15 protein-coding genes are annotated in these 18,450 nt (G+C 64.0%); 6 read left to right on the top strand and 9 right to left on the bottom strand.

The window, feature by feature from the left end; genetic code table 11:
- Window positions 1-38: 38 nt before the first annotated feature.
- Entirely contained in the window at window positions 39-473 is a 435-nt protein-coding gene (gene sdhC, locus IB243_RS19425) for a succinate dehydrogenase, cytochrome b556 subunit (RefSeq protein WP_010460194.1), read from the bottom strand.
- 133 nt (window positions 474-606) lie between these two features.
- Window positions 607-1,395 carry a GntR family transcriptional regulator gene (locus IB243_RS19420; RefSeq protein ID WP_010460196.1) on the bottom strand — a complete coding sequence of 263 codons (789 nt, stop codon included), beginning with the start codon at window positions 1,393-1,395 and terminating at the stop codon, window positions 607-609.
- A gap of 215 nt (window positions 1,396-1,610) precedes the next feature.
- Here IB243_RS19420 and IB243_RS19415 point away from each other — a divergent pair, with 215 nt between their 5' ends.
- The 5 genes from IB243_RS19415 (at window position 1,611) to IB243_RS19395 (ending at window position 9,810) form a co-directional block, all read left to right on the top strand.
- Entirely contained in the window at window positions 1,611-2,597 is a 987-nt protein-coding gene (locus IB243_RS19415; RefSeq protein ID WP_010460198.1) for a malate dehydrogenase, read from the top strand.
- Window positions 2,598-2,611: 14 nt separating this feature from the next.
- The gene (locus IB243_RS19410; RefSeq protein ID WP_225585046.1) at window positions 2,612-3,679 is read left to right on the top strand and encodes a CoA ester lyase; all 1,068 of its coding nucleotides are present in this window, start codon (window positions 2,612-2,614) and stop codon (window positions 3,677-3,679) included.
- 32 nt (window positions 3,680-3,711) lie between these two features.
- Entirely contained in the window at window positions 3,712-4,341 is a 630-nt protein-coding gene (locus IB243_RS19405) for a hypothetical protein (RefSeq protein WP_192428784.1), read from the top strand.
- A gap of 127 nt (window positions 4,342-4,468) precedes the next feature.
- Window positions 4,469-7,054 (top strand): bifunctional aconitate hydratase 2/2-methylisocitrate dehydratase, encoded by a 2,586-nt coding sequence (acnB, locus tag IB243_RS19400; RefSeq protein WP_010460204.1) that lies wholly within the window; start codon window positions 4,469-4,471, stop codon window positions 7,052-7,054.
- Between the two features lie 191 nt (window positions 7,055-7,245).
- Entirely contained in the window at window positions 7,246-9,810 is a 2,565-nt protein-coding gene (locus IB243_RS19395; RefSeq protein ID WP_192428783.1) for an ankyrin repeat domain-containing protein, read from the top strand.
- 166 nt (window positions 9,811-9,976) lie between these two features.
- On the opposite strand, the gene IB243_RS19390 is transcribed toward IB243_RS19395, so the two are convergent.
- From IB243_RS19390 to cyoA, 7 genes are all read right to left on the bottom strand, one after another.
- The gene (locus IB243_RS19390) at window positions 9,977-10,534 is read right to left on the bottom strand and encodes a response regulator transcription factor (protein WP_192428782.1); all 558 of its coding nucleotides are present in this window, start codon (window positions 10,532-10,534) and stop codon (window positions 9,977-9,979) included.
- 4 nt (window positions 10,535-10,538) lie between these two features.
- Window positions 10,539-11,867, bottom strand: a complete 1,329-nt coding sequence (locus tag IB243_RS19385) for an ATP-binding protein (protein ID WP_057272346.1) — start codon at window positions 11,865-11,867, stop codon at window positions 10,539-10,541.
- A complete protein-coding gene (locus IB243_RS19380) occupies window positions 11,848-12,666 on the bottom strand; it encodes an SURF1 family protein (protein WP_192428781.1) in 819 nt (272 codons plus the stop codon). The genes IB243_RS19385 and IB243_RS19380 overlap by 20 nt, the downstream gene beginning before the upstream one ends.
- 8 nt (window positions 12,667-12,674) lie before the next feature.
- Window positions 12,675-13,100 carry a cytochrome o ubiquinol oxidase subunit IV gene (gene cyoD, locus IB243_RS19375; RefSeq protein WP_192428780.1) on the bottom strand — a complete coding sequence of 142 codons (426 nt, stop codon included), beginning with the start codon at window positions 13,098-13,100 and terminating at the stop codon, window positions 12,675-12,677.
- Window positions 13,101-13,736, bottom strand: a complete 636-nt coding sequence (cyoC, locus tag IB243_RS19370; RefSeq protein WP_192428779.1) for a cytochrome o ubiquinol oxidase subunit III — start codon at window positions 13,734-13,736, stop codon at window positions 13,101-13,103.
- Window positions 13,729-15,732, bottom strand: coding sequence for a cytochrome o ubiquinol oxidase subunit I (gene cyoB, locus IB243_RS19365; protein ID WP_192428778.1), 2,004 nt, complete (start codon window positions 15,730-15,732; stop codon window positions 13,729-13,731). The genes cyoC and cyoB overlap by 8 nt, the downstream gene beginning before the upstream one ends.
- Before the next feature lie 65 nt (window positions 15,733-15,797).
- A complete protein-coding gene (cyoA, locus tag IB243_RS19360) occupies window positions 15,798-16,853 on the bottom strand; it encodes a ubiquinol oxidase subunit II (RefSeq protein WP_192428777.1) in 1,056 nt (351 codons plus the stop codon).
- A 250-nt stretch (window positions 16,854-17,103) separates the two neighbouring features.
- Between cyoA and IB243_RS19355 the strand changes: the two genes are divergently transcribed.
- Window positions 17,104-18,444 carry an MFS transporter gene (locus IB243_RS19355; RefSeq protein ID WP_192428776.1) on the top strand — a complete coding sequence of 447 codons (1,341 nt, stop codon included), beginning with the start codon at window positions 17,104-17,106 and terminating at the stop codon, window positions 18,442-18,444.
- Window positions 18,445-18,450: the final 6 nt, after the last annotated feature.

Below are 18,450 nucleotides of genomic sequence, written 5' to 3'. Positions count from 1 at the left end.
GGCACTGCCTGGCAGCAGCCACCGTTTTTATGGGTTGATCAGTACAGGCCGAAGAGCTTGGCGCCCAGCACCAGAGCCAGCGTGATGCTGATCGCGAGCACCGCCAGGGCCGAGGTCTTGCCGAATTCCTTGTTCACTGCGCTGTGGCTCACATCCATCCACAGGTGGCGCAGGCCGGCGGTGAAGTGGTGCAGGTACGACCAGATCAATGCCAGTGCCACCAGCTTGATGAACCAGCCGGGCACGAAGCCGATGCCGATATTGAAGGCCGCCGTGAATCTGGCGAACGAGATTTCGGACGACACCGAGGTGTCGAACATCCAGATGATGAAAGGCAGCAGCAGGAACATGATCAGCCCGCTGCCGCGGTGCAGGATCGAAACCCACGCTGCAGGCGTCATGCGGTAGGTGGTCAGGTCCTTGAAGGCATTGATGTTGCGGAATTCAGGCCGTTTTTTGGCGAGTTCTGTCATGTTGTGTGCTTTCGTGGATGTAACTGCTTTGTAATTTGAAGATGCAAAGAACGCAAAATTCTATTGCAACGCAACAAGAAGAGTTTGCTCTAGCCCCAATGTTCTACGTTTCCGCTCGGTTGCCAGGGTGGTGTCAGCTCAATTCGTTACGGTAGTGGTGGGTGTCGGTCAGGTACAGGCCGCGCCGTAACTCCATCGGAACGTCGTTGTAGGTGTAGGCAATGCGTTCCACGCTCAGCAGCGGCGTGGCCTGCGGGATCTGCAGCATGGCCGCCTGTTCGGCGTCAGGCAGCACGGCGCGTATTTTCTCCTCGGCGCGCACCATGCGCACGCCGAAATCGAGCTCGAACATGGCGTACGTGGGGCCCTGGTAGTTCGCCAGCTGGTCTGCCGTCAGCCCTTTGAAAGCCTGGCCGGGCAGCCAGATGTCTTCCAGGATGGTGGGCACGCCCGCAAACGATAGAACCCGCCGTGCCTGGACCACCGGGTCGGCACTGCGCAGCGCCAGCGCACGCGCCACGTCGGCGCTGGCACGCATGCGCCGGCAGTCGATCACCTGGCGCTGTGCGGGACCCTCCACGCGGACGTCGCCGGTGTCGGGCATGAGTTTGAGGAAACGGTACTGCACATGCTGCTCGGCATGGGTGGCCACGAAGGTCCCCTTGCCCTGGCGCCGCATCACGAGGTTTTCGGCCGCCAGCTCGTCGATGGCCTTGCGCACCGTGCCCTGGCTCACCCGAAAGCGGGCGGCCAGCTCCATCTCGCTGGGGATCGATTCACCGGGTTTCCATTCACCCTGCTGCAGGCTCTGCAGGATGAGCCCCTTGATTTGCTGGTACAGCGGGCTGAACGCGGGCGTGGCAGAGCCTGCGCCCGCCGAAGGCTGCGCAGGGTTGTCGGCGTTGAGCGGAAGCGAGGACATGGCGATCGGGAAAAGGGCGGGCCGCACACGAGGTGATGTGCGGGCTGTGTCAGGGTGTTAATCATATCTTATATAAGACATAAGACAAATTGACCGAGGTGCTCAATCAGCGGTACACTCCAAGGCTGTTTTGCGGGGCACGGGCTGCTGGTAACAGGCGCTGGTGCTTGCGTTGCACTCACACCTGTTTTCCTCACTTCCCTGGAGTTTTCACCATGAGCAAGAAGCCTGTTCGCGTCGCCGTCACCGGTGCCGCTGGTCAAATCGGTTACGCCCTGCTGTTCCGCATCGCCTCCGGCGAAATGCTCGGCAAGGACCAGCCCGTCATCCTGCAATTGCTCGAAGTGCCGGTTGAAGGCCCCCAGAAAGCGCTCAAGGGCGTGATGATGGAGCTGGACGACTGTGCATTCCCCCTGCTCGTTGGCATGGAAGCCCACAGCGACCCCATGACCGCGTTCAAGGATGCCGACTATGCCCTGCTGGTGGGTTCGCGCCCACGTGGCCCAGGTATGGAACGCGCCGAGCTGCTGGCCGTCAACGGCGCCATCTTCACGGCACAAGGCAAGGCACTGAACGCCGTTGCCTCGCGCAACGTGAAGGTGCTGGTGGTGGGCAACCCTGCCAACACCAATGCCTACATCGCCATGAAGTCGGCACCTGACCTGCCACGCAAGAACTTCACCGCCATGCTGCGCCTGGACCACAACCGCGCTGCCAGCCAAGTCGCTGCCAAGACCGGCAAGGCCGTGGCCGACATCGAAAAGCTGACCGTCTGGGGCAACCACTCGCCCACGATGTACGCCGACTACCGTTTCGCCACCATCAACGGCGAAAGCGTCGCCAAGATGATCAACGACCAGGAATGGAACGCCAACACCTTCCTGCCCACCGTGGGCAAGCGCGGTGCCGCCATCATCGAAGCCCGTGGCCTGTCTTCGGCTGCCTCGGCTGCCAACGCCGCCATCGACCACATGCGCGACTGGGCCCTGGGCACCAACGGCAAGTGGGTCACCATGGGCATCCCATCGGACGGCCAGTACGGCATTCCGAAGGACACCATGTTCGGTTTCCCCGTCACGTGCGAAAACGGCGAATACAAGATCGTTGAAGGTCTGGAAATCGACGCTTTCTCGCAAGAGCGCATCAACATCACGCTGGCTGAGCTGCAAGGCGAGCAAGACGGCGTCAAGCACCTGCTGTAAGCCAGGTGAGCGCAATGCAGCCGACGCTACAGGCATCGGGCCTTCGGGCCGCCCGGGTCCCCGCGCAGGGGCAGGGCGCTGCGCCACCCCATCCCCGCGATGTGCTGCTGGGCGCCCAGGCGCAGACAGGCTTTCTGCCGGTCTGTGACCACTACAGCGGCGTGGAAGCGCGCATGCGCAAGAGCCTGCAACTGCAGGCCGAAATGATGCAGGAATTCGGTACCTGCGTCTTTGATGTCACCCTCGATTGTGAAGACGGCGCTCCCGTCGGGCTGGAGTCCGACCACGCACGGCTGGTTGCCAATCTGGCGCTGGGGGCTGCACCGGGCGCCCGAGTGGCCGCACGGGTCCACGCGGTGAACCACCCGGCTTTTGCCAATGATGTCGCCACGATAGCGGGCGAAGCGGGCCACAGGCTCAGCCACCTCATGGTGCCCAAGGTGGAGTCTGTGGACGATGTGCTGCAGGTGGAACGCGCGCTGGAGCAAGCATCAGCGGTCCAGGTGCCGATCCACGTCCTCATCGAATCCCCTGCGGCGGTGCACCGTGCTTTCGAGATTGCCGCCCACCCCCGTGTGCAGAGCCTGAGTTTTGGCCTCATGGACTTTGTGTCGGCCCATGGTGGCGCCATCCCTGCGCAGGGCATGACTTCGGTGGGACAGTTTTCGCACCCGCTGGTGGTGCGTGCCAAGCTGGAGATTGCTGCCGCCTGCCATGCCCACGGCAAGGTGCCATCGCACTGTGTGGTGACGGAATTTGCCGATACGGCGGCCATGCAAGGCGCTGCCAGCCGGGCCGCGCGCGAGCTGGGCTACACCCGGATGTGGAGCATCCACCCCGCACAGATCCGACCCATCCTGCAGGCGTTTGCGCCCCAGCAGGATGACATTGAAATTGCTTCAAAAATAATAGCTTTTGCCGCTGATTCTGATTGGGCTCCCATCAGTTTTGAGGGCACTTTGCATGACCGTGCCAGTTATCGCTTTTACTGGCAGGTGCTGGAGCGCGCCCACCGTACCGGGCGCGCACTTCCTCTCGCCGTCCGCCATTGGTTTGGCGCGTCGGCCTCCGTTCCGTTGTGAACATTCCTGAACTCTTCGACGCTGGACCTTCCATGAAATCTTTTATCGCCTCTGCCCTGATGCTGCTGGCTCCGGCCCTTGCCATGGCGCAAACCCCCGCCAAGACCGAACCCAAGCCAGAGACCAAGGCCGCTGCAAAACCTGCGGCGAAGTCCGCCCCAAAGGCTGAAGCGAAGTCTGCCAAGACGGCGGACAAGGCCTCTGCCACCAAAAAATCCACCGAGGCCAAAACGGAAGGCACCAGCAGCCGCACCCAGCTCAAGAGCGCAACCAACCAGGTGGCAGCCGGCATCATCGCCGCAGAGGCTGCTCTTTCGCCTGCTGAGCTGGCCATCGCCGAACGCGTGCATGTGGGCCGCATCCCCTGTGAGCTGGGGGCCTTCGTCACTGTCACGGCCGAGCCCGCAAGCCCCGGTCACTTCCATGTGGAAGGCAAGGGCTTCAAGTATTTCATGGCCCCGGTGACCACCACCACGGGCACGGTGCGCCTGGAGGACCAGAAGGGCGGCGCGGTCTGGCTGCAGATCGCCAACAAGTCCATGTTGATGAACCAAAAGCTGGGCCAGCGCCTGGCCGACGAATGCATGAGCCCGCAGCAACTGGTGGTGGCTGAGGCCATCAAGAAGAACCCGCCTGTGAGCGTGCTGGAACCCCTGAAGTAAGCAGTCGCCTGGCGCCGCACCACCGAAGAAAAAATCGCACAACCTTTGCGCACGCAGGCGACCCGGCCGTTGAAATCGCCACCGCACTGCGCGCCGCCCCACTTTAGAACGCAACCGGAGAAAAATGATGTTGAAAGCCTACCGTGACCATGTGGCCGAGCGCGCTGCCCTCGGCATTCCACCCCTGCCGTTGAGCGCCAAGCAGACCGCGGAACTGATCGAGCTGCTCAAGAACCCGCCTGCCGGTGAAGAAGCCACGCTGGTGGACCTGATCACGCACCGCGTTCCCGCCGGTGTGGACGATGCCGCCAAGGTGAAGGCCAGCTACCTGGCTTCCGTGGCCCATGGTACCGAGGTGTGCACGCTGATTGGCCGCGAGCGCGCCACGCAGCTGCTGGGCACCATGCTGGGTGGCTACAACCTCACCCCCCTGATCGACTTGCTGGACGATGCGGCCGTGGCCTCTGTCGCCGCCGAAGCGCTCAAGAAGACGCTCCTGATGTTCGATCAGTTCCATGATGTCAAGGAAAAGGCCGACAAGGGCAACACCTTCGCCAAGTCCGTGCTGCAAAGCTGGGCCGATGCCGAGTGGTTCACCAGCCGTCCCGAAGTGCCCCAGAGCATCAAGCTCACCGTGCTCAAGGTCACCGGCGAAACCAACACCGACGACCTGTCGCCCGCCCCCGACGCCTGGAGCCGCCCCGACATCCCGCTGCATGCCCTGGCCATGCTCAAGAACAAGCGCGACGGCATCACTCCCGAAGAAGATGGCAAGCGCGGTCCCGTGAAGTTCATCGAAGACCTGCGTGCCAAGGGCAATCTCGTGGCCTATGTGGGTGACGTGGTTGGTACGGGTTCGAGCCGCAAGTCCGCCACCAACAGTGTGCTGTGGTTCACGGGCGAAGACATCCCGTTCGTGCCCAACAAGCGCTTCGGCGGCGTGTGCCTGGGCAGCAAGATTGCCCCCATCTTCTACAACACCATGGAAGACGCCGGTGCACTGCCCATCGAGCTGGACGTGAGCCAGATGAACATGGGCGACGAGATCGAACTGCTGCCCTACGCTGGCAAGGCGCTCAAGGATGGCAACGTCATCGCCGAATTCGAAGTCAAGAGCGAAGTGCTGTTTGACGAAGTGCGCGCTGGCGGCCGCATTCCGCTGATCATTGGCCGTGGCTTGACCACCAAGGCCCGCGAGGCCCTGGGCCTGCCTCCTTCGACGCTGTTCCGCCTGCCGCAAGTGCCTGCCGCCACTGGCAAGGGCTTCACCCTGGCGCAGAAGATGGTCGGCCGCGCCTGCGGCCTGCCCGAAGGCCTGGGCGTGGTGCCCGGCACGTACTGCGAACCGCGCATGACCTCGGTCGGCTCGCAGGACACCACCGGCCCCATGACGCGCGACGAACTGAAGGACCTGGCCTGCCTGGGCTTCAGCTCCGACCTGGTGATGCAGTCCTTCTGCCACACGGCCGCCTACCCCAAGCCCGTGGACGTGAAGATGCACCACGAGCTGCCCGACTTCATCAGCACGCGCGGCGGCATCTCGCTCAAGCCCGGCGACGGCATCATCCACAGCTGGCTCAACCGCATGCTGCTGCCCGACACTGTCGGCACCGGCGGCGACTCGCACACCCGCTTCCCCATTGGCATCAGCTTCCCCGCCGGCTCCGGCCTGGTGGCGTTCGCTGCCGCCACGGGCGTGATGCCCCTCGACATGCCTGAATCGGTGCTGGTGCGCTTCAAGGGCAAGATGCAGCCCGGCGTCACGCTGCGCGACCTGGTGCACGCGATTCCGCTGTACGCCATCAAGGCCGGCCACCTCACCGTGGCCAAGCAGGGCAAGAAGAACATCTTCTCGGGCCGCATCCTGGAAATCGAAGGCCTGCCGGACATGAAGGTTGAGCAGGCGTTCGAGCTGTCCGACGCATCGGCCGAGCGCTCTGCCGCCGGCTGCACGGTGCGCCTGAACAAGGAGCCCGTGATCGAGTACATCAACTCGAACATCGTGCTGCTCAAGAACATGATCGCCCAGGGCTATGCTGACCCACGCACCATCGGCCGCCGCATCAAGGCCATGGAAGCCTGGCTGGCCAACCCCCAGCTGCTTGAACCCGATGACAACGCCGACTACGCCGCCATCATCGAGATCGACCTGGCCGAGATCACCGAACCCATCGTCTGCTGCCCCAACGACCCCGATGACGCCAAGACGCTGTCGGACGTGGCCGGTGCCGCGATCGACGAAGTGTTCATCGGTTCGTGCATGACCAACATCGGCCACTTCCGCGCAGCCTCCAAGCTGCTCGAAGGCAAGAAGGACATCCCCGTCAAGCTGTGGATGGCCCCTCCCACGAAGATGGACGCGCACCAGCTCACCGAAGAAGGCCACTACGGCGTGTTCGGCGCGGCCGGTGCCCGCATGGAAATGCCCGGCTGCTCGCTGTGCATGGGCAACCAGGCGCAGGTGAAGGAAGGCGCCACCGTGATGTCCACCAGCACGCGCAACTTCCCCAACCGCCTGGGCAAGAACACCAACGTCTATCTGGGCTCGGCTGAGCTCTCGGCCATCTGCTCCAAGCTGGGCCGCATTCCTTCCAAGGAAGAGTACCTGGCCGACATCGGTGTCATCAACCAGAACGGCGACAAGATCTACCAATACCTGAACTTCGACAAGATCGCCGAGTTCAAGGATGTGGCGGATGGCGTGACCGCCTGATCTTTTCCGTGCGGGATTGATCAATCCAGAAAAGCGGCTCCTCGGGGCCGCTTTTTTCATGGTATTGCACACGCGCCTCGCCGTCTGTCTTGTCACGTCTTTGCTGCGGAAATGACATTTATTTGTCATGCAAATGACATGATTGGCTCCCATGCTTTGCCCATAACAACAAAAGAAATGGAGGGACATCCATGGCAAGAGAGAACAACCCCGAAAAGGCAGATACGTTGGGCAAGCGCTTGGGGATGCTGTTGTTCAGCGCGCTCTTCGCGCTGGCCTTTGGCCTGGGGGGATACTTCGCGGGGCTTCAGCCCCTGGTGCAAACACTCCGTGCGGCGCTGGAGGTGCACAGCTGGCAACCGGTGGTGGCACAGGTGCTGGGCTCCGAGCTCAAGCGCCATACGTCCAGCGATGGCACCACCTACCAGGTGCACGCCCGTTACCGCTACGAATTCGGGGGACGGCAGTACGAAGGCAACCGGGTGGGGCTCGACCCCGAAGTCGGTGCCGACAACATCGGCGACTGGCACCAGCGCTGGCACGGGCTGCTGCAAAGCGCCCAGTCCCGTGGGCAGCCCATCACCATCATGGTCAACCCGCAGGTGCCCTCGCAGGCCCTCATCGATCCGTCCATCCGCTGGGCGCTGCAGATGTTCCGCGTGCCCTTTGCCCTGGTCTTCACCGGCGTGGGGCTGGCGGCGGCCTGGATGTTCCTGCACACCCTGCTGCGCCTGGTAAAGGGGGCGGAAGACGTGGAGGAGGGCGCCTCGCCCACGCCCCTGCCAAAGGCCTCTGCCGGCACCTCGGCGGGCGCCGCCTGGTTTTTCACGCTCTTCTGGTGTGGCATCGCCTTCCCCATGGCTGGCATGCTCTGGACCAGTGGCAGCGCCCCCTGGTACGCCAAGGCCTTCATTTCGATCTTCGTCATGGTTGGCCTGGGGCTGGTGGCCTTGTCGGTGCGCCAGACCCACCTGGCCTGGCGCTATGCCGGTGCGGCCCTCAGCGTGCAGCCCGCGCGGCCGCGCGCGGGGCACCCGGTCGAGGTCGCGCTGCTGCTGCCCGAGCGGGCCGCCACCCACCAGCAGGAGCAAAGCCCGCAGTTGCGCCTGGCGCAGTACCGCGTGGACGAGTCAAGCTCGGGCTCGCCCGAGCGCTGCGTGGAATCCTTCACAGAGTCGGCACGCTTGCAGCCCACGGCCGATGGAGGGCTGCGGCTGGTGGCACGTTTCGATGTTCCTGCCGATGCACCCCCGCACGGCGCGCAACGCTCGGGCGAGCGCGTGGACTGGCGCCTGGAGCTGCTGCACAGCCCCGGCGGCACGGCGGAGCTGACCTATGACTTGCCTGTCCAGGCCGCACCACAGACTTTTGCCAGCGAACTGCCCGACCGCTTTGACCGGCGCGCTGCCTGGAAGCTGGTGACGCCGATTGCACCCCTCAGCGAGCACGGGGAGGAAAGCGAAGACTCGTTGCCTCTGCCCCCTTCTGTCACGCTGCAGGAAACGCCCCACGCCTGGCACTACGCATTCAGCCAGACCGGCTGGCGCTGGGCCGCTGGCCTGGTGCTCGCTGGGCTGGCGCTGGAGGCCGCCATCAACGGCCGCCTGGGTACCCATGGGCTGGTACTGCCGCGCTCCTTCGTGGCGGCTACGGCGTGGTGGGTCTTGGTGGCCTTTGTCCTGCATGCCGCCACACGCCGCTGGGCGCTGTCTGTGCAGGACGACGGCATCACTGTGCACCGGCACTCGTGGCTGTGGACCCGCACCCAGACGCTGCCGGGCCAGGCCAGCCGAAGTTTGGTGCACAAGCTGCTGTACGCGACCGGCAGTGGTGCCAGCGAGCACCCTTATTCCGCGGTGTATGCACGCGGAGCCGACGGCACTCTTGTGCGGATCACGCCCGGCCTCAGTGGTGGCGGTGCCGCCACCGCCGTGGGCCAATCCATCGCCCAAGCCTGGGCGCACCGCCGGGTCCATTTCAGCCCCGGGGCACAACGGCGCGCGCGGACTGGGCAGTCGCGCCCGGCTTGGGGTGCACTGCTGCTGGCCGCTGTGCTCGCGGGGTGGATTGGGGGGCCACCGCTTGCAGGCCTGGCACGCCCAGCACCGGCCGGGAAAGTGGCTGCGCCCGCTGCCCCAACGCCACCCACCTCTTATTCCGCTTTAGACGGCCCGCTGCTTGACGCGCAGAACGCGGATGATGCCCGGGCCCTGAGCGCAGCCCTGGCCGCAGGCGCCAACCCCAACCTGCTCGCACCCAGCGGCTCGTCCCTGCTCATGCTGGCGGCCCATCGGGGGCAACTGGAGCACATCGAGCTGCTGCTGCGTGCAGGCGCCCTGCCTGACCTGCGCCAGACGCAGAAAGACAGCGAGCGTGGCGACACCGCACTGTTGCGAGCCTTCTACGGCGGCCACCTCGCTGCCGCCCAGCGCCTGGTGCAGGCCGGGGCCAGTCTGGCAGCCCGCAACCGGTGGGACTGGGGGCCGGTGCACATGGCGGCGCAGAGTGGTTGTGTGCCCTGTTTGCAGTGGTTGTCCGAGCAAGGGCAGTCTCTGGACGAGCCCGCGCCCGCAAGCCGGGGCGAGACGCCAGCGATGCTGGCCGCCGCCAAAGGGCGCATCCAGGCCCTGGAGTGGCTGGAGGTGCGGGGCGTAGACCTTTGGCGCCAGGACCCTTACGGCAAGAACGCGCTGGATTGGGCGCGGTTTGGCAAGCAGCAGGACGCGGAGCGCTGGCTGGTGCAGCGCCAGCGCTGACGTGAGCGCTGGCCTCAATCAAAAGGTGGTCGGGGGAGGGCCCCAGGCGGTTGAGTGCCGCTTCCGTGGTGTTTGCTATAAATTAAATAGCAAACAATGGGTTCCTTCAAGCGCTGGCGGCCAATTTTGCTTGAAATCCTAGGGCTGGCCTGGTTTCGGCAGCCACCTAGCGAACCTGTTTTTTCTCCAGCTTGCGGGTGAGGGTGCGGCGGTGCATGCCCAGGCGCCTTGCTGCTTCCGAGAGGTTGAAACCGGTTTCGGCCAGCACTTCGTTGATGCGCTCCCATTCCAGCGTCTTGATCGAGCTGGAGCGGTTGGTCAGCTCCACCTCGGTGTTGCCCGCCTTCAGGCCGAACGCGGCCTCGATGTCGTCCGTATTGGACGGCTTGGCGAGGTAGTGGCAGGCGCCCAGTTTCACGGCCTCCACGGCGGTGGCGATGCTGGCAAATCCGGTCAGCACCACGATGAGCATGCCCTCGCTGGCGGCATGCAGCTTCTGCACGCAGGCCAGGCCCGACGCTTCCCCCTTGAGCTTGAGGTCCACCACCGCAAAGCCGGGCGTGTGCTGTGCGAGCAGGGTTTCGACCTCGGGCAGGCTGGCGGCCTGCTGCACGCTGTAGCCACGCCGTTCAAACGAACGGGCGAGCGTGCGGGCAAAGGCCTCGTCGTCTTCCACGATCAGGAGCAGGCGTTGCGCGGGTTCTTCTTCGTCGGTAGGGCTCATGGCGTCAGGCTTTGGCTTCAGGCAGTGTGATCGCCGCCAGCGGCAGCTCGATGGTCACTTCGGCGCCCCCTTCAGGACGGTTGCGCGCCGCCACGCTGCCACCCAGCGTGCGTGCCACGTTGAGCACAAGGTACAGGCCCAGCCCACCCCCGGGGCGGTTTTTGGAGGACTGGTAGGGCGTGCCCAGCTTGGCCAGCATGTCGGGGGCAAAGCCGGGCCCTGCGTCGGTCACCGTGATGCGCAGTGCATCGGCGTTGCGGGTGATGGCCAGGCGCACCCAGCCGGGCGAGGCATCGCGTGCATTGTCCAGCACATTGAAAACCATCTGCTGCAGCGTGGTGTCCGACACCATGGGCGTATCCGCGCCGAAGTCGTTGTCGTAGATGAACTGTGGCATCGACCGGGTGCTGTGCCATTCTTCGGCCAGTGCATCGACGAAGGTGCGCACGGTGGTCTGCATGGAGGCTTCGCCACGTGTCTCCCCGGCCGAAAGCAGGATGCCGCTCACGATGCTCTTGCAGCGTTGCACCTGGGCCTGCATTTCGTCGATGTCTTCCTTCAGCGCGGGGTGGGCCGCAAGCTGCTTGTCGTGCTGCCAGTCCCCCAGGATCACGGCCAGCGTGGACAGCGGCGTGCCCAGCTCGTGGGCCGCGCCCGATGCCAGCAGGCCCATGCGCACGATGTGCTCTTCTTCCACGCGGCGCCTGCGTGCTGCGGCCAGGCGCGCATCGCGTTCGCGCAGGTTCAGGTTGATGCGGGTGATGAAGACCACCACCAGCGTGGCGTTGAGCACAAAGCAGACCAGCAGCCCGATGACATACAGGCTCGACAGCCCCTGGTGCAGGTCTTGCGGCAGAGCGAGGGGCATGTGGTGCGTGGCCAGCACCCCAAAACACAGCAGCGTGATGATCACGATGGACCAGATGTAGGCGCCGCGCAGCAGCACAGCCCCCAGCGTGATCTGCAGCAGGTACAGAAAGACGAACGGATTGCTGGTGCCACCGCTCAGGTACAGCTGCACCGTGAGCACCGCCACATCGATCAGCAAGGCCAGAAACAGCTCAACATTGCGCACCACCACACCGGTGCGCAGCCGCAGCAGGCTCACCACGTTGAACACCGCCAGGCAGCCCACCACCAGCAGCATCTCGCGCACGGGCAGCGTGAGGTTCAGGCTGTAGTGCGCCATCTCGATGGTGAACACCTGCCCGACGACGGCAATCCAGCGCAGTTCGATCAGCTGCTGCAGGTTCTTGATGCCTGCGGCGGCGTCGGCCGAGCGCGTGTTGCGCTGCGGTAGGGCTGCAGCGGTATCAGGGCGAAGGGTGGTCATCGGAGGTGGTGGTGTGGCCGGCAAGGCTGCGCAGGCGGCGCTCGTAGCGTGCCACATACCAGCCGGCGCCGGCAACCATGAGGGCGAGGCCATACCAGGTCAGCGCATACACGAGGTGGCTGTTGTGAAAACGGACCACGGTCATGCCGGCACGGGGCCACTTTGAGTCCGGTGCCGCGCTGTCCGTCGCCGTGCCCGTGGGGCCCGGAAGGCCCGCATCCACGAAGAAGGGCGCAGCCTGGGGCAGCTTCAGTGCCTGGCCAATGGCCGCTACATCGCGCGAATACCAGCGCTGTTGCACGGGGTCGTTGCTCCGCAGAAATCCGCCTCCTGGCTCCGTCATGCGCAGCAAGCCCTGCACCGTGGTGGATCCGGGCACCGAAGTGGGCGGGGGCGCGGCAAGCCACTGTGCGCGCTGGTCCTGGGGCACGAAACCACGGTTCACCAGCACCTGGCTTCCGTCATCCTGCTGCAGGGGGGTCATGACCCAGAAGCCCGCTCCCAGCTCGGTCACAGCCTGGGTGAGCACGGTCTTGTCGCCCAGCCATTGGCCGTGCAGGGTGACGGGCAGGTATTCATGATCGGCGGCATTCACCCCGGGCCAGTCTTGGGAGGTGGGCGAGGGAGTGGGAGCTGCGTGCACACGCTGCTCGACGCGCTCCATCAGGGTGAGCTTCCACGTGCGGCGCTGAACCTGCCAGGTGCCCAGCGCCAGGAATCCCAGAAACAAAGCGATGCCCACCAGCGCGAGCACCGCCTGGCGCAGCCGCCGGGCCGTGGCGCCCGGGGCAGGGAGCATGCCAGGTGTCAAGGCCTGGAGTGCCCCGGCGCTTCATGCGCCGGGGGCGTGGGTGTTGGATGCTCGGGCATCATGTTCGCGTTCATGTGGAACATGACCCACAGCGTGCCGCTGATGGCGATGGCCACAAACACCACGGTGAAGATGGTGGACAGCAGGGTCCAGCCGCCTTCGGCTTTGCCGTTCATGTGCAGGAAACACACCATGTGCACCAGGATCTGGATCACGGCGAAACCGCCCAGCACCAGCACGGCGGTGTTGCGGTCGGTGATCACCTTGGCCATGACCAGCCAGAACGGGATGGCCGTAAGGATGATCGAGAGCACGAAGCCAACCATGTAGCCCGAGAAGGTGCTGTGTGGGCCGTCATCACTGTGGTGATGGTCGTCATGCCCATGGGCATCGTGTGCGTGTGTTGTGTGTTGTGCGCTCATTTACAGCACCCCCATCAGGTACACAAAAGTGAAGACACCGATCCAGACCACGTCCAGAAAATGCCAGAACATCGACAGGCACATCAGCCGGCGCGTGTTGGCAGGGATCAGGCCGTGTTTGCCGATCTGCACCATCAGCACCACCAGCCAGATCAGGCCGAAAGTGACGTGCAGCCCGTGGGTGCCCACCAGCGTGAAAAAGGCCGACAGGAAGGCGCTGCGCTGGGGCGTGGCGCCCTGGTGGATGAGGTGGGCGAACTCATAGAGTTCGAGGCCCAGGAAGCACAGGCCGAAGAAGCCTGTGACGGCCAGCCACAGCAGCGTGCCTTTCACATCCTTTTGCTGCTTGCGCAGCATGGCAAAGCCGAAGGTGATGGACGACAGCAGCAGGAAGGCCGTGCTGACGGCCACCAGCGTCAGATCGAACAGCTGCGCGCCGGTGGGGCCGGCCGCATAGCTGCGGCCCAGCACGCCGTAGGTGGCAAACAGGGCGGCGAAGATGAGGCAGTCGCTCATCAGGTACAGCCAGAAGCCCAGGGCGGTGCCGTTTTCGGGATGGGGCTCGTGCGCGAGGTGGTAGTCGCGCGGGGCCAGGGCGCCTGCGGCGGCGCCAGCGTTAAGGCGGAGTTCAGACATGGCGGGCCAATTGGAGTGTGCGGGCTTTTTCTGTGGCAATCACGTCGGATGCCGGGATGTAGAAGTCACGCTTGTAGTTGAACGTGTGGATGATCGAAGCCAGCAGCAGCATCGCAAACGACACGCCCGCGAGCAGCCACATGTGCCAGATCAGTGCAAAGCCGAAGGCCAGCGACAGGGCCGAGATCACGGCGCCCGAGCCAGTGTTGGCGGGCATGTGGATGGGCGCAAAGCCGGTGAGTGGGCGCTCGTAGCCGTGCTTCTTCATGTCCCACCAGGCATCGATCTCGTGCACCACGGGGGTGAAGGCGAAGTTGTAGTCGGGCGGTGGCGACGAGGTGGCCCATTCCAGCGTGCGTGCATCCCACGGGTCGCCCGTGTGGTCGCGCAGCTGGTCGCGCTTGAGGTAGCTCACCACAATCTGGATCAGGAAGCAGGCAATGCCCGCAGCAATCATCGCGGCACCGATGGCGGCGATCACGAACCAGATCTGGAGGGACTGGTCTTCAAAGTGGTTGGCACGGCGCGTGACGCCCATCAGGCCCAGCACATACAACGGGCCGAACGCCACCCAGAAACCCACCACCCACAGCCAGAAGGAGCGCACGCCCCAGGTGCGGTCGAGCTTGTAGCCAAAAGCCTTGGGGTACCAGTAGTTGATGCCGGCAAACAGGCCGAACAAAACGCCGCCGATGATCACGTTGTGGAAGTGGGCGATCAGGAACAGGCTGTTGTGCAGCACGAAGTCGGCCGGGGGCACGGCCAGCAGCACGCCGGTCATGCCACCGATGGCAAAGGTCACCATGAAGGCCACGGTCCACATCATGGGCAGCTCGAAACGGATGCGGCCCTTGTACATGGTGAACAGCCAGTTGAAGATCTTCGCGCCCGTGGGGATCGAGATGATCATCGTCGTGATGCCGAAGAAGGTGTTCACGCTCGCGCCCGAGCCCATCGTGAAGAAGTGGTGCAGCCACACCAGGTACGACAGGATGGTGATCACCACCGTGGCGTAGACCATCGACGTGTAGCCGAACAGGCGCTTCTTGCAGAACGTGGCCACCACTTCGGAGAAGATGCCGAAGCACGGCAGGATCAGGATGTACACCTCGGGGTGGCCCCAGATCCAGATCAGGTTCACGTACAGCATGGCGTTGCCGCCCAGGTCGTTCGTGAAGAAGTTGGTGCCAACATAGCGGTCCAGCGACATCAGCACCAGCGCGGCCGTGAGCACGGGGAACGAGGCCACGATCAGCGCGTTGGTGCACAGGGCGGTCCAGGTGAAGACGGGCATCCTCATCAGGTTCATGCCGGGTGCGCGCATCTTGATGATGGTGACAATCAGGTTGATGCCCGAGAGCGTGGTGCCCACCCCCGCAATCTGCAGGGCCCAGATGTAGTAATCGAGCCCCACGCCGGGGTCTTGCGCCCCCAGGTTGGACAAGGCCAGCCAGCCGGAGGTGGAGAACTCGCCCAGGAAGAGCGACACCATCACCAGGATGGCACCGGCTGTGGTCATCCAGAAGCTGAAGTTGTTGAGGAACGGGAAGGACACGTCGCGCGCGCCGATCTGCAGCGGCACGAGGTAGTTCATGAGGCCCGTGACCAGCGGCATGGCCACGAAGAAGATCATGATCACGCCGTGGGCGGTGAAGATCTGGTCGTAGTGGTGGGGTGGCAGGTAGCCCATGTTGTCGCCAAAGGCCATGGCCTGCTGCAGGCGCATCATCACGGCGTCGGCAAAGCCGCGCAGCAGCATCACGAGGCCCAGGATCATGTACATGATCCCGATCTTCTTGTGGTCAATGCTGCAGATCCAGTCGCGCCACAGGGTGCCCCACAGGCGGAACTTGGTGATGGCGGCCATCACGGCCAGGCCACCCAGCACGGTGGCGATAAAGGTCCACAACACGATGGGCTCGTGTGCCATCGGTATGGAATCCCAGGTGATTCGGCCCAGGGCCCAATGGGATGCGGTATCAGGTGCGGAGGACATAGAGGTCTTTGGAAGATGCCAACACCCGCTTGGCACGGGCGCCGACATGGCAAATCAAGGGCGGATCATTGGGCGGAGTTGGCGCGCGGTGCGTGGCGGGCTTCCAGGCTGGCCACCACCTGGGCGGCGTTCTGCGAGGTGCATACGTCCTGCGGCAGATTCAGGCCCACGGCGCGCACATAGGCGTCACCGCCGTTCTCGTCGATGGCCATCATGTGGTGCATGCACATCTTGCCGTCCTCGACGCAGCGGTTCAGCACCTTGTCGTACAGGCCGTCTTCCACGCTGGCAAAGCGCTGCACGGGGTCCCGCTCGCTGGGCTTGGCCAGATCCATGTAGGTTTTGCGCGTGAGTGGCTTGCCTTCGGACTTGTTTCTGGCCACCCACTGCTCGAAGTCGCCCTGGCTCAGGCCGTGGAACTTGAAGGTCATGCCCGAGAAGCCCGCGCCGCTGTAGTGCGAGGACATTCCCTTGTACACGCCTGGTTGGTTGATCACGGCGTTCAGCTCGGTCTGCATGCCGGGCATCGCGTAGATCATGCCCGCCAGGTCCGGCACGTAGAACGCGTTCATCGTGGACGTGGCCGTGAGCTTGAACAGGATGGGGCGGTCGATCGGCGCGGCCAGTTCATTCACCGTGGCAATGCCCAGTTCGGGGTAGAAGAACAGCCACTTCCAGTCCATGGCCACCACCTGCACCTCCAGGGGAGTGGATTGGGCGTCCAGTGGTTTGGTGGCCGAGATGCGGTCCAGGGGGCGGTAGGGGTCGAGCTTGTGGGTGCCGATCCAGGTCAGTGCGCCCAGGGCAATGATGATCAAGAGCGGCACGGTCCAGATCACCAGCTCCAGCGTGGTGGAATGGTGCCAGTCGGGGTCGTAGTCGGCCTCGGTGTTGGCGGTGTTGTTCTGGCGGTATTTCCAGGCAAACCACAGGGTGAGAGCGATCACCGGCACGATGATGATCAGCATCAGCAGCGTGGCCTGGATGACCATGTGCCCTTGCTGGGCAGCGATGTCGCCGGCAGGATTGAGGACGACCGCCTTGCTGCAGCCGGCCAGGCTGCCCAGGGCAGCCATGGCGGCGAGCCAGGCAGGCACGCGGGGTAAAGGTAGTTTGGACATGGGGCAGGCGCAACCGGAGCGTTTAAGGGTAAACGCGGATAACGAAGTGCCGTCGAATGTAATAGCTCTAGCTTTTTTGTACATTGGACATTTTGTCCAAGGTCAACAATAGATGCCCCATTTCGGTGTGCCTTCTCTTTTTGGTTCGGCGCCGTCCTGCAGGCGCCATAGTGAAACTGCACTTGTCCCGAATCAAACTTGCGTGTAGAACCAGAATGTCTTATCCAAACAACGACAAGGAGCCCTGTTCATGAGCAGCCCCGCCTCTGCCACTTACCCTGCGGCCGGCTTTGAAGAAAGCCCCGCCTCTCTCTCGCGGGCTGATACCCATGAAGACGTGACCCCCAGCGAAATTGCGGTGGGTGTGATCATCGGACGGTCGTCCGAGTACTTCGATTTCTTCGTATTCGGGATCGCCTGCGTTCTCGTCTTCCCGCCTTTCCTGTTTCCGTTCCTGTCGCGCCTGGATGGCACGCTGATGTCGTTTGCGCTGTTGGCCGTTGCGTTTGTGGTCCGGCCCATCGGCACGGCCATTTCCATGGCCATCCAGCGGCGCTGGGGCCGGGGCACCAAGCTGACCATTGCACTGTTCCTGTTGGGCGTGTGCACGGTCGGGATGGCGTTTTTGCCGGGCTACAAGGATGCTGGCCTGACCGCTGTGGTGGCGCTGCTGATTCTGCGCATTGGCCAGGGTCTGGCGCTCGGCGGCTCGTGGGACGGCCTGCCGTCGCTGCTGGCCATGTCGGCGCCCAAGGAACGCCGGGGCTGGTTTGCCATGATTGGGCAGCTGGGTGCGCCCGTCGGGTTTGTGCTGGCGGCGGGTCTGTTTGCCTATCTGTACAGCAGCCTCAGCGTGCAGGAATTTCTGGCCTGGGGCTGGCGTTATCCCTTCTTCGTGGCCTTTGCCGTGAACGTGGTGGCCCTGTTTGCCCGCCTGCGCCTGGTGGTGGGGCAGTCGTACGCCGAGCTGCTGCAAGAGCGTGAACTGCAGCCCGTGCCTGTGAGCCGAGTGATACGTGACGAAGGCAGCAATGTGGTGCTGGGTGCTTTTGCCGCGCTGGCCAGCTTTGCGCTGTTCCACCTGGTCACGGTGTTCCCGCTGTCTTGGATCACGCTGTATTCGGACCAGCCGGTGACCCAGATTCTGGGCGTGCAGATCGTAGGCGCCTTCCTGGCAGCGGGGGCCATCATGGTGTCTGGCTGGCTGTCGGACCACCTGGGCCGCCGCAAGCTGCTGGGCGGCATGGCGGTGTTGATCGGCGTGTTCAGCTTCATGGCCCCCGTTCTGCTCAACTCGGGCGAGGTGGGCAGCACCATGTTCCTGCTACTGGGTTTTGTGCTGCTGGGCTTGTCGTATGGCCAGGCGTCGGGCACGGTCACGGCCAATTTTTCGCCCCAGTACCGCTACACGGGCGCCGCTCTCTCGGCAGACCTTGCCTGGATCATTGGCGCCGCGTTTGCACCGCTGGTGGCCCTGTACCTGTCGGCCCAGTTTGGATTGCTGGCCGTGACGGTGTACCTGCTGTCGGGTGTGGCCTGCACTCTTGGAGCGCTGAATTTGAACCGGCGCATGGAGCGCCGCGACCGGTAGGGGGCA

Origin of the sequence: Acidovorax sp. ACV01 (genome assembly GCF_014851495.1) — a bacterium.
In the GTDB taxonomy this organism is placed as follows: Bacteria; Pseudomonadota; Gammaproteobacteria; order Burkholderiales; family Burkholderiaceae_C; genus Acidovorax; species Acidovorax radicis.
Note: the sequence above shows the minus strand (reverse complement) of the source record. Positions and strands in the feature narration are given on the sequence as shown.

Coding starts and splice junctions, on each gene's coding strand:
- cyoC (WP_192428779.1), bottom strand. CDS start 13,736: ATGTCTGAACTCCGCCTTAACGCTGGCGCCGCCGCAGGCGCCCTGGCC.
- IB243_RS19380 (WP_192428781.1), bottom strand. CDS start 12,666: ATGCTCCCTGCCCCGGGCGCCACGGCCCGGCGGCTGCGCCAGGCGGTG.
- IB243_RS19390 (WP_192428782.1), bottom strand. CDS start 10,534: ATGAGCCCTACCGACGAAGAAGAACCCGCGCAACGCCTGCTCCTGATC.
- IB243_RS19395 (WP_192428783.1), top strand. CDS start 7,246: ATGGCAAGAGAGAACAACCCCGAAAAGGCAGATACGTTGGGCAAGCGC.
- IB243_RS19415 (WP_010460198.1), top strand. CDS start 1,611: ATGAGCAAGAAGCCTGTTCGCGTCGCCGTCACCGGTGCCGCTGGTCAA.
- IB243_RS19405 (WP_192428784.1), top strand. CDS start 3,712: ATGAAATCTTTTATCGCCTCTGCCCTGATGCTGCTGGCTCCGGCCCTT.
- cyoB (WP_192428778.1), bottom strand. CDS start 15,732: ATGTCCTCCGCACCTGATACCGCATCCCATTGGGCCCTGGGCCGAATC.
- cyoD (WP_192428780.1), bottom strand. CDS start 13,100: ATGAGCGCACAACACACAACACACGCACACGATGCCCATGGGCATGAC.
- sdhC (WP_010460194.1), bottom strand. CDS start 473: ATGACAGAACTCGCCAAAAAACGGCCTGAATTCCGCAACATCAATGCC.
- IB243_RS19385 (WP_057272346.1), bottom strand. CDS start 11,867: ATGACCACCCTTCGCCCTGATACCGCTGCAGCCCTACCGCAGCGCAAC.
- IB243_RS19355 (WP_192428776.1), top strand. CDS start 17,104: ATGAGCAGCCCCGCCTCTGCCACTTACCCTGCGGCCGGCTTTGAAGAA.
- acnB (WP_010460204.1), top strand. CDS start 4,469: ATGTTGAAAGCCTACCGTGACCATGTGGCCGAGCGCGCTGCCCTCGGC.
- IB243_RS19410 (WP_225585046.1), top strand. CDS start 2,612: ATGCAGCCGACGCTACAGGCATCGGGCCTTCGGGCCGCCCGGGTCCCC.
- cyoA (WP_192428777.1), bottom strand. CDS start 16,853: ATGTCCAAACTACCTTTACCCCGCGTGCCTGCCTGGCTCGCCGCCATG.
- IB243_RS19420 (WP_010460196.1), bottom strand. CDS start 1,395: ATGTCCTCGCTTCCGCTCAACGCCGACAACCCTGCGCAGCCTTCGGCG.